Origin of the sequence: Halomonas sp. AOP7-E1-9 (assembly GCF_052376035.1) — a bacterium.
GTDB classification, from domain to species: Bacteria; Pseudomonadota; Gammaproteobacteria; order Pseudomonadales; family Halomonadaceae; genus Vreelandella; species Vreelandella citrativorans.
In genome coordinates, this window is sequence record NZ_JBQSVC010000064.1 from 1 (window position 1) to 5,850 (window position 5,850).

The window sequence follows — 5,850 nt, forward strand, 5'->3', positions numbered from 1 at the left end:
CTATAACCTTTGTAAATGAAAGGAAACCACCATGAGAATCAAAAAAAAATTAACGCTAGCGGCAAGCATGTGTGCCTTGTTCGTGGCCATCACAGCGGATGCATGCACGCGCGCGGTATATCAGGGCCCTGATGATATGATCATTACGGCGCGCTCCATGGATTGGAGGGACGAAATACATCCCAATATCTGGTTGTTTCCAAAGGGAATGGAGCGTGATGGTGCGGCTGGACCCAACTCCGTCACTTGGACATCCCAGTATGGAAGTGTCGTTACCAGCGCGTTTGATATCGCAAGCACCGATGGCATGAACGAAAAAGGCTTGGTGGCTAACCTGCTATGGCTTGCTGAGGCAGAGTATCCTGACTTTGGGCCGGATGACCAGGGGCTTTCCGTGGCTGCATGGGTCCAGTATGTTTTGGACAATTTTGCGACCGTTGATGAGGCGGTGGAGGCGCTGCGCGATGAGCCTTTTGTGGTCGTCTCTGCTGAAATACCGGGCACCGCTCGATTTGCTACTCTGCATCTGTCAATTTCAGATGCCAAGGGTGATAACGCAATATTTGAGTATATCGACGGTAAGCTCACTATTCATCACGATATGTCATACAACGTGGTGACAAACTCGCCCACCTTCGAGCAGCAACTTTCGCTGGACGACTATTGGAGACAGATCGGTGGCTTGGTCATGCTGCCTGGCACAAACCGTGCCGCGGATCGATTTGTCAGAGCGTCGTTCTACATGGATGCCATCCCTAAAACGAGCGATACAAGAGTCGCTGTTGGCAGTGCCTTTAGCGTGATTCGCAATGCGTCTGTTCCTTTCGGCATCTCATCAGCAGAGGAGCCGAATATTTCTTCCACCAGGTGGAGAGCGGTATCTGATCAGAAACACCTTGTTTATTATTTCGAGACGGCACTTACGCCTAACACGTTTTGGGTGGATATGAAGGATGCCGACTTTACTGAGGGCGCGCCTGTTCGCAAACTGAGCCTCAAGAATAACAGTGTTTATGCAGGCAATACGGTCAACGCGTTTGAGGACGCCGAGCCCTTTGAGTTTGCTGGCCTGTAAGGTGCGCTAAGGCTAGTTAGCGCATGAAATAGCCCCCTGTGTCGCGGTTGGCGCAGGGGGCTTTCTCTTACTTAATAAAGCCAAGGGATAGAAAAACTGAGGTTGGCTTGTTCGATTGTTGTGATTAATACTAAAGTAATGGCGGCTGGTACCGATATTAAATTAAGCACACCTATTTACTGATCGCTGCCTAGAGTTATCCATGCCAAAAATCGTGATCTGTTTCATTACAGCCCTGCTACTGCTGGCACCTTATGCTCAAGCGAACACCGATGCGGCTGAGGCCGCGGCGCTGGCATGGCTTGATGCAATCGATAGTGGCGAGTATGAGCTGGCTTGGGAGGAGTCATCACCGCTTCTTAAGAGTCCGCTTTCGCCCAGTATGCTGGAGCGGATCATTAGCGCAGCGCGTCGTGACTTCGGGTCGGTGGAGGCAAGACGCCGCACACGCGTCATCACGCAAACCTCTATGCCCGGCGCTCCCAAAAATGATTACAAAAAGTTCATCTATCAAACGCGTTTTGCCAACAAGTCTGATATTACCGAAACCATTACGCCGCACTTTGAAGACGGCGTTTGGAAAGTAAGTGGGTACTATGTGAACTGATCAGCAACAAGTGGATTGCCCCGTTGCTACAACCGTGGGGTGTTGAATCTTCACGCAGGCAAAAATGGCGTTCCCCGAAGTGGTGTTCCACGGCGTGATAGCTTCAAAGTTGTGCTCGAATACGTGCACTTCAAAGTAGGGCTCAAGCAGCGTAATTAGCTCGGCAAAACTAACCGCGACCATGGGGTGCTCGTCGTTCCATACTTGGGTATCGCACGCGTTGGTTTTTGCAATACTAAGTTTGAGGGCCTGTTTTTCACCGCTACCGCTGTAATGCCACCCGGAACGAAACGTGAAGGCATCGTCGGCTTTTTTAACGGTGTGGCTCACAAACAGATTGTTATCGATTTTATCTTTATCGACTGCGTTGAAGCAGAAAACCCCGCCACTCATTAAGGCGCTGTGCGCACTTTCAATACACGCTTTGAGCTTTTCAATTCCGTCGCTGTAGTGAATCGAATATAAAAAACAGGTAATCAAATCCTGCGGGTCGCTTACCTGGAAGTTGCCCATGTCCTGACACGTAAACTGGGCCTCGGGGCAACGTGTGGCGGCAATATCCAGCATGGGCTGGTTAATGTCCAGGCCGCTGCTCACGTAGCCATTATCAATAAAATGGCGAACATGAGGCCCGGTACCACACGCGACATCGAGGTGAAGGTTGCCACCGTTACCAAAAATTTGGTGAAGCCTTTGCACGGCGTTGCTTTGCGCCCGGTAGTCGATGTCTTCGCACATCACATCGTAATAGCCAGAAAGGTCGGTATAGAGTGCGTTAAAGGACATGGCGGCCTGGGTAGCTTGGGAGTGAGGGTGGCGCATAGTAAACGAGTGGAGTGGCTTTTAGAAGCCAGCCGTGCGGAAGGGGATTTTGATCAAGACATCGCAGGCCGTCGCACAGGCTTGCGATGTCTTTTTCGGTTTATAGCGAGATGTCAGGCACAAACTGCATACTTACCGCCACCCGGTTCCAGCTATTAATGGCTAGAACCACCGTGGTCAGCTCAAGAAGGTCCTGCTCACCAAAGGCGGCCAGAGCATTCTGGTAGACGCTGTCGCTAACAGACTGTTGGCTGATTAAGGTAAGCGCTTCGGCCCACTCAAGGGCTGCACGTTCCTGTTTATTGAAGCAGGGGGCTTCCCGCCAGGCAGGCAGTACATCCAGCCTTACCTGATGCTCGCCGTCGTCTCGGGCTTCCTGAGTATGCATATGCTGGCAGAAGCAGCACTGGTTGATCTGGGAAACGCGTAGCTGAACGAGGTGGATGATGGTAGGCGTTACCGCGCTATTAGCCACTACTTCGCCCAGAGGCACCAAATGTTTAGCAAGGCGAGGGGTTAGCTTGTAAACGGCTTGTCGAGAAATACGCTGAGACATGGCAGTGACCTCGTTGATTGATGAGGTCTCAGCTTATAAAGGTGTGCGTACTACGCCTTGTAAATTTGCGACAACTTGCGCTGGCGGTAAGAGGCGGGTGTTTCGTTGGTAAAAGATTGGAAGGCGTGGGTAAAGTGTGGCTGATCATAGTAGCCACAGTGGAGCGCTATTTCTGATAGCGGCCGGTCAGCTTCAAGTAAGCACCGTCGCGCTCGGTGGAGGCGAGCATACGTCACCAACGCGCCTGGCGAGACACCGACTTCACGTTTTAATCGACGTTCCAGGGTGCGTCGGGTTAACCCAATATTGGCAGCTAACTGCTCCGGTGGGAGTTGTAACTGGTTAATCGCCTGGATGATTCCTGGCACAGGGCTTTTACTCGTTAGTCGACTTTTGAGTAAACCCAGAAGCCATGTTTCAAGCAGGGCTAATCCTTTGGGTGCATCAAGCTGATAAAGGCGCTCCACCACTGGCATTAAACTGTCCATCCAGGAGGGTTTTATGTCATCGCCCAAGCAAAGATGCGCGTCTATACACTGTTCCGGGGCTAAGCCCAGGAGGCTATACATACTGGCCGGTTTAAACCGAATGCCCATCCGGGGGGTGGACGTATCAAACGTCTCAAGCAGCATGTGTCTGTTAAAGCAGAGCGTGACGATGGGAAGAGAGCTTCCAAGGTGAATGGTGAGGCTGGCGCCTGCATCGGGATAAAGCTTTTCTACGATGGGATGCACAAGGGGGCTTTGCCCGCCCATCGACCAAAGGCATTGCACCCATGTGCGAAGGTTGGTGTCGGGCAGGCGCTGCTGGAAATTCAAATGAACGGCGTTACCGGGCAGAATAAAGTGGGCCATGGCGACAACCTGCTTTGTTGATGAATGGACTTCATCGCATAAGCTGTATTAAAGCCTAAACACAGGGGCTGGGAAAGTGGCTATGCTTGGACAGTGAAGTTCTCACTTCGCAATGAACTGTTTAATCATCAATTCACGTGGTTGTGCCCTTCAAACCAAGCGCCAAGCTGGGGCTCTTGCCCGCTGTGCCGTAGGTAAAGCACCATCTCACGCGCAACGATATTGATTTGATGAGTAAACACCAATAATTAGCTATGGAGTCTACTGCTTCGCCTACGGTATGCTTTTTAAAACCGTTTTCAGATCAAGAGAACTTCATGGCCCTTATCGCAACGACTCCAGAGCCCCCGTATTACGCTGTTATTTTCACCTCTGTGCGCACGGGTATTGAGGATGGCTATGATGACATGGCGGAGCGTATGGTTGAGTTAGCCATGCAGCAGCCAGGTTTTTTAGGCGTTGAATCGGCTCGAAATGAGGTGGGGGTTACGGTTTCCTACTGGGCTGACTTGGCCTCGATTAAAGCGTGGAAGGCGCATGCCGAACATAAAGAAGCGCAGCGGCTTGGGCATCAGCAGTGGTATCAGCACTTTAAAACTCGGATTGCCAAGGTCGAGCGGGATTACGGTATCTAGCGGATACTACTTCCCTGGTCTTCTGCTTTATGTCAGTTACATCATCAAGCGCGTGAGTGCTTGTAGCCCCAGAGCAATCAACAGCACTATTACGCCGCCTATCAAGCTGGTAAACAACGCATGGCGCTTCCATAGCAACAGCACTCGATTACCGAAGCGATAAACCAGCCAGGCTAAGCCATAGTAGCGAAGGCCACGAGCAATTAATGCCGCCAGCAAGAACAGCAAGACAGGGTAGCCCGAAATGCCCGCCGTTATCATGGCTATCGGAAAGGGGATAGGCAGGATACCCATGGCTATAATGGCAGCGAAACCGTATTGATTAAAAAACAGTTGAAACGCCTGAAAGCTCTCCTGCATACCGGTGACGTTGATAAACCATGTGCCTACCGACGTAAATAACAGCAAGCCTACGCTGTAGCCCACCAGGGAGGCGATCAGACAGCCCAATGTAGTGATGGTAGCCAAAAGCCAGATCCGCTGCTTGTTGGCTGCCATGAGCGGGATGAGTATTAGCTCAATGGGAATGGGTAAAATAATGGTTTCAAGAAATGAGAACATGCCCAATAGCCATAGCATATTCTTTGAGCCGTTAATGCGCTCGAACCACACTTTAGGACTTTTTGAGATAATGGCCATGGATGGGGTCTACATCGGCGGACTAATACGGCGGTACATACTGGGTCAGTCCCATGGTATTGTCTAGCGCGAGTGGTGAGGTGGCGACACGCAGGCGGTAGGGGCATTTTGCTCTTCATCACTTCTCTTATTGGCTGAGATATAACAGATGCCCCCACACTCTTCTCCTTTCGCAGCTCCTGTTTTTTGGCGTGACCCAAAAATGCCGTATATAGAGCTTCGCAAAATAGGCAGCTAGCAGCCAATAACGCTGCAAGCAGTCGATTAATAGCGACTAACAATCGAGGCGTTTGAATATAGCGCTTTAAGAAAGCCCCCGCGTAAACCCAGCTGGCTAACGATAACCAGCAAATAGGCAGGTAAAGCGCCGCGAACATGGCTATTTGAGCCGGGTCGTTACCCGTTGTATAAGCGCCAATGCCAGAAGCCGATGCAATCCATGCTTTGGGGTTTAGCCATTGCATGAGCGCACCTGTCATAAAACCAGGCGGTTTGGTGGTTGCTTGCACAGACAACTTGCCGTCATCCATTGCTAACCTGACACTTAGGTAAAGCAGAAACGCTACTCCGGCCCAACGAAGTAACACTTCAAGTAGAGGCACGGTGGTGAGCAAAGCGTAAAGCCCTGCACCAATTCCTAGAAACAGCGCTATAAACCCTAG

General features: G+C 51.1%; 7 protein-coding genes and 1 pseudogene. 3 read left to right on the forward strand and 5 right to left on the reverse strand.

All coding sequences use genetic code 11. The features are described from left to right. Positions 1–31: 31 nt before the first annotated feature. Both ACT3R4_RS18100 and ACT3R4_RS18105 read left to right on the forward strand, forming a co-directional pair. Positions 32–1,075, forward strand: a complete 1,044-nt coding sequence (locus ACT3R4_RS18100; protein WP_441680241.1) for a linear amide C-N hydrolase — start codon at positions 32–34, stop codon at positions 1,073–1,075. Positions 1,076–1,277: 202 nt separating this feature from the next. Beyond that, the gene (locus tag ACT3R4_RS18105) at positions 1,278–1,682 is read left to right on the forward strand and encodes a DUF4019 domain-containing protein (protein WP_172118231.1); all 405 of its coding nucleotides are present in this window, start codon (positions 1,278–1,280) and stop codon (positions 1,680–1,682) included. On the opposite strand, the gene ACT3R4_RS18110 is transcribed toward ACT3R4_RS18105, so the two are convergent. From ACT3R4_RS18110 to ACT3R4_RS18120, 3 genes are all read right to left on the reverse strand, one after another. Further along, positions 1,683–2,468, reverse strand: a complete 786-nt coding sequence (locus ACT3R4_RS18110) for a class I SAM-dependent DNA methyltransferase (RefSeq protein ID WP_441680243.1) — start codon at positions 2,466–2,468, stop codon at positions 1,683–1,685. A gap of 136 nt (positions 2,469–2,604) precedes the next feature. Next, a complete protein-coding gene (locus ACT3R4_RS18115; RefSeq protein ID WP_441680239.1) occupies positions 2,605–3,060 on the reverse strand; it encodes a carboxymuconolactone decarboxylase family protein in 456 nt (151 codons plus the stop codon). A 50-nt stretch (positions 3,061–3,110) separates the two neighbouring features. Next, the gene (locus tag ACT3R4_RS18120; protein WP_441680238.1) at positions 3,111–3,914 is read right to left on the reverse strand and encodes a helix-turn-helix domain-containing protein; all 804 of its coding nucleotides are present in this window, start codon (positions 3,912–3,914) and stop codon (positions 3,111–3,113) included. Positions 3,915–4,231: 317 nt separating this feature from the next. On the opposite strand from ACT3R4_RS18120, the gene ACT3R4_RS18125 reads away from it, so the two are divergent. Then, positions 4,232–4,549 carry an antibiotic biosynthesis monooxygenase family protein gene (locus tag ACT3R4_RS18125; RefSeq protein ID WP_441680236.1) on the forward strand — a complete coding sequence of 106 codons (318 nt, stop codon included), beginning with the start codon at positions 4,232–4,234 and terminating at the stop codon, positions 4,547–4,549. 36 nt (positions 4,550–4,585) lie between these two features. Here the strand turns inward: ACT3R4_RS18125 and ACT3R4_RS18130 are convergent, their stop codons facing one another. Together ACT3R4_RS18130 and ACT3R4_RS18135 are read right to left on the reverse strand one after the other, a co-directional pair. After that, complete coding sequence (locus ACT3R4_RS18130; RefSeq protein WP_172118227.1) at positions 4,586–5,188, reverse strand: YqaA family protein; 603 nt, start codon at positions 5,186–5,188, stop codon at positions 4,586–4,588. 224 nt (positions 5,189–5,412) lie between these two features. Next, positions 5,413–5,850, reverse strand: a pseudogene (locus ACT3R4_RS18135) (LysE family translocator); the annotation flags it as partial.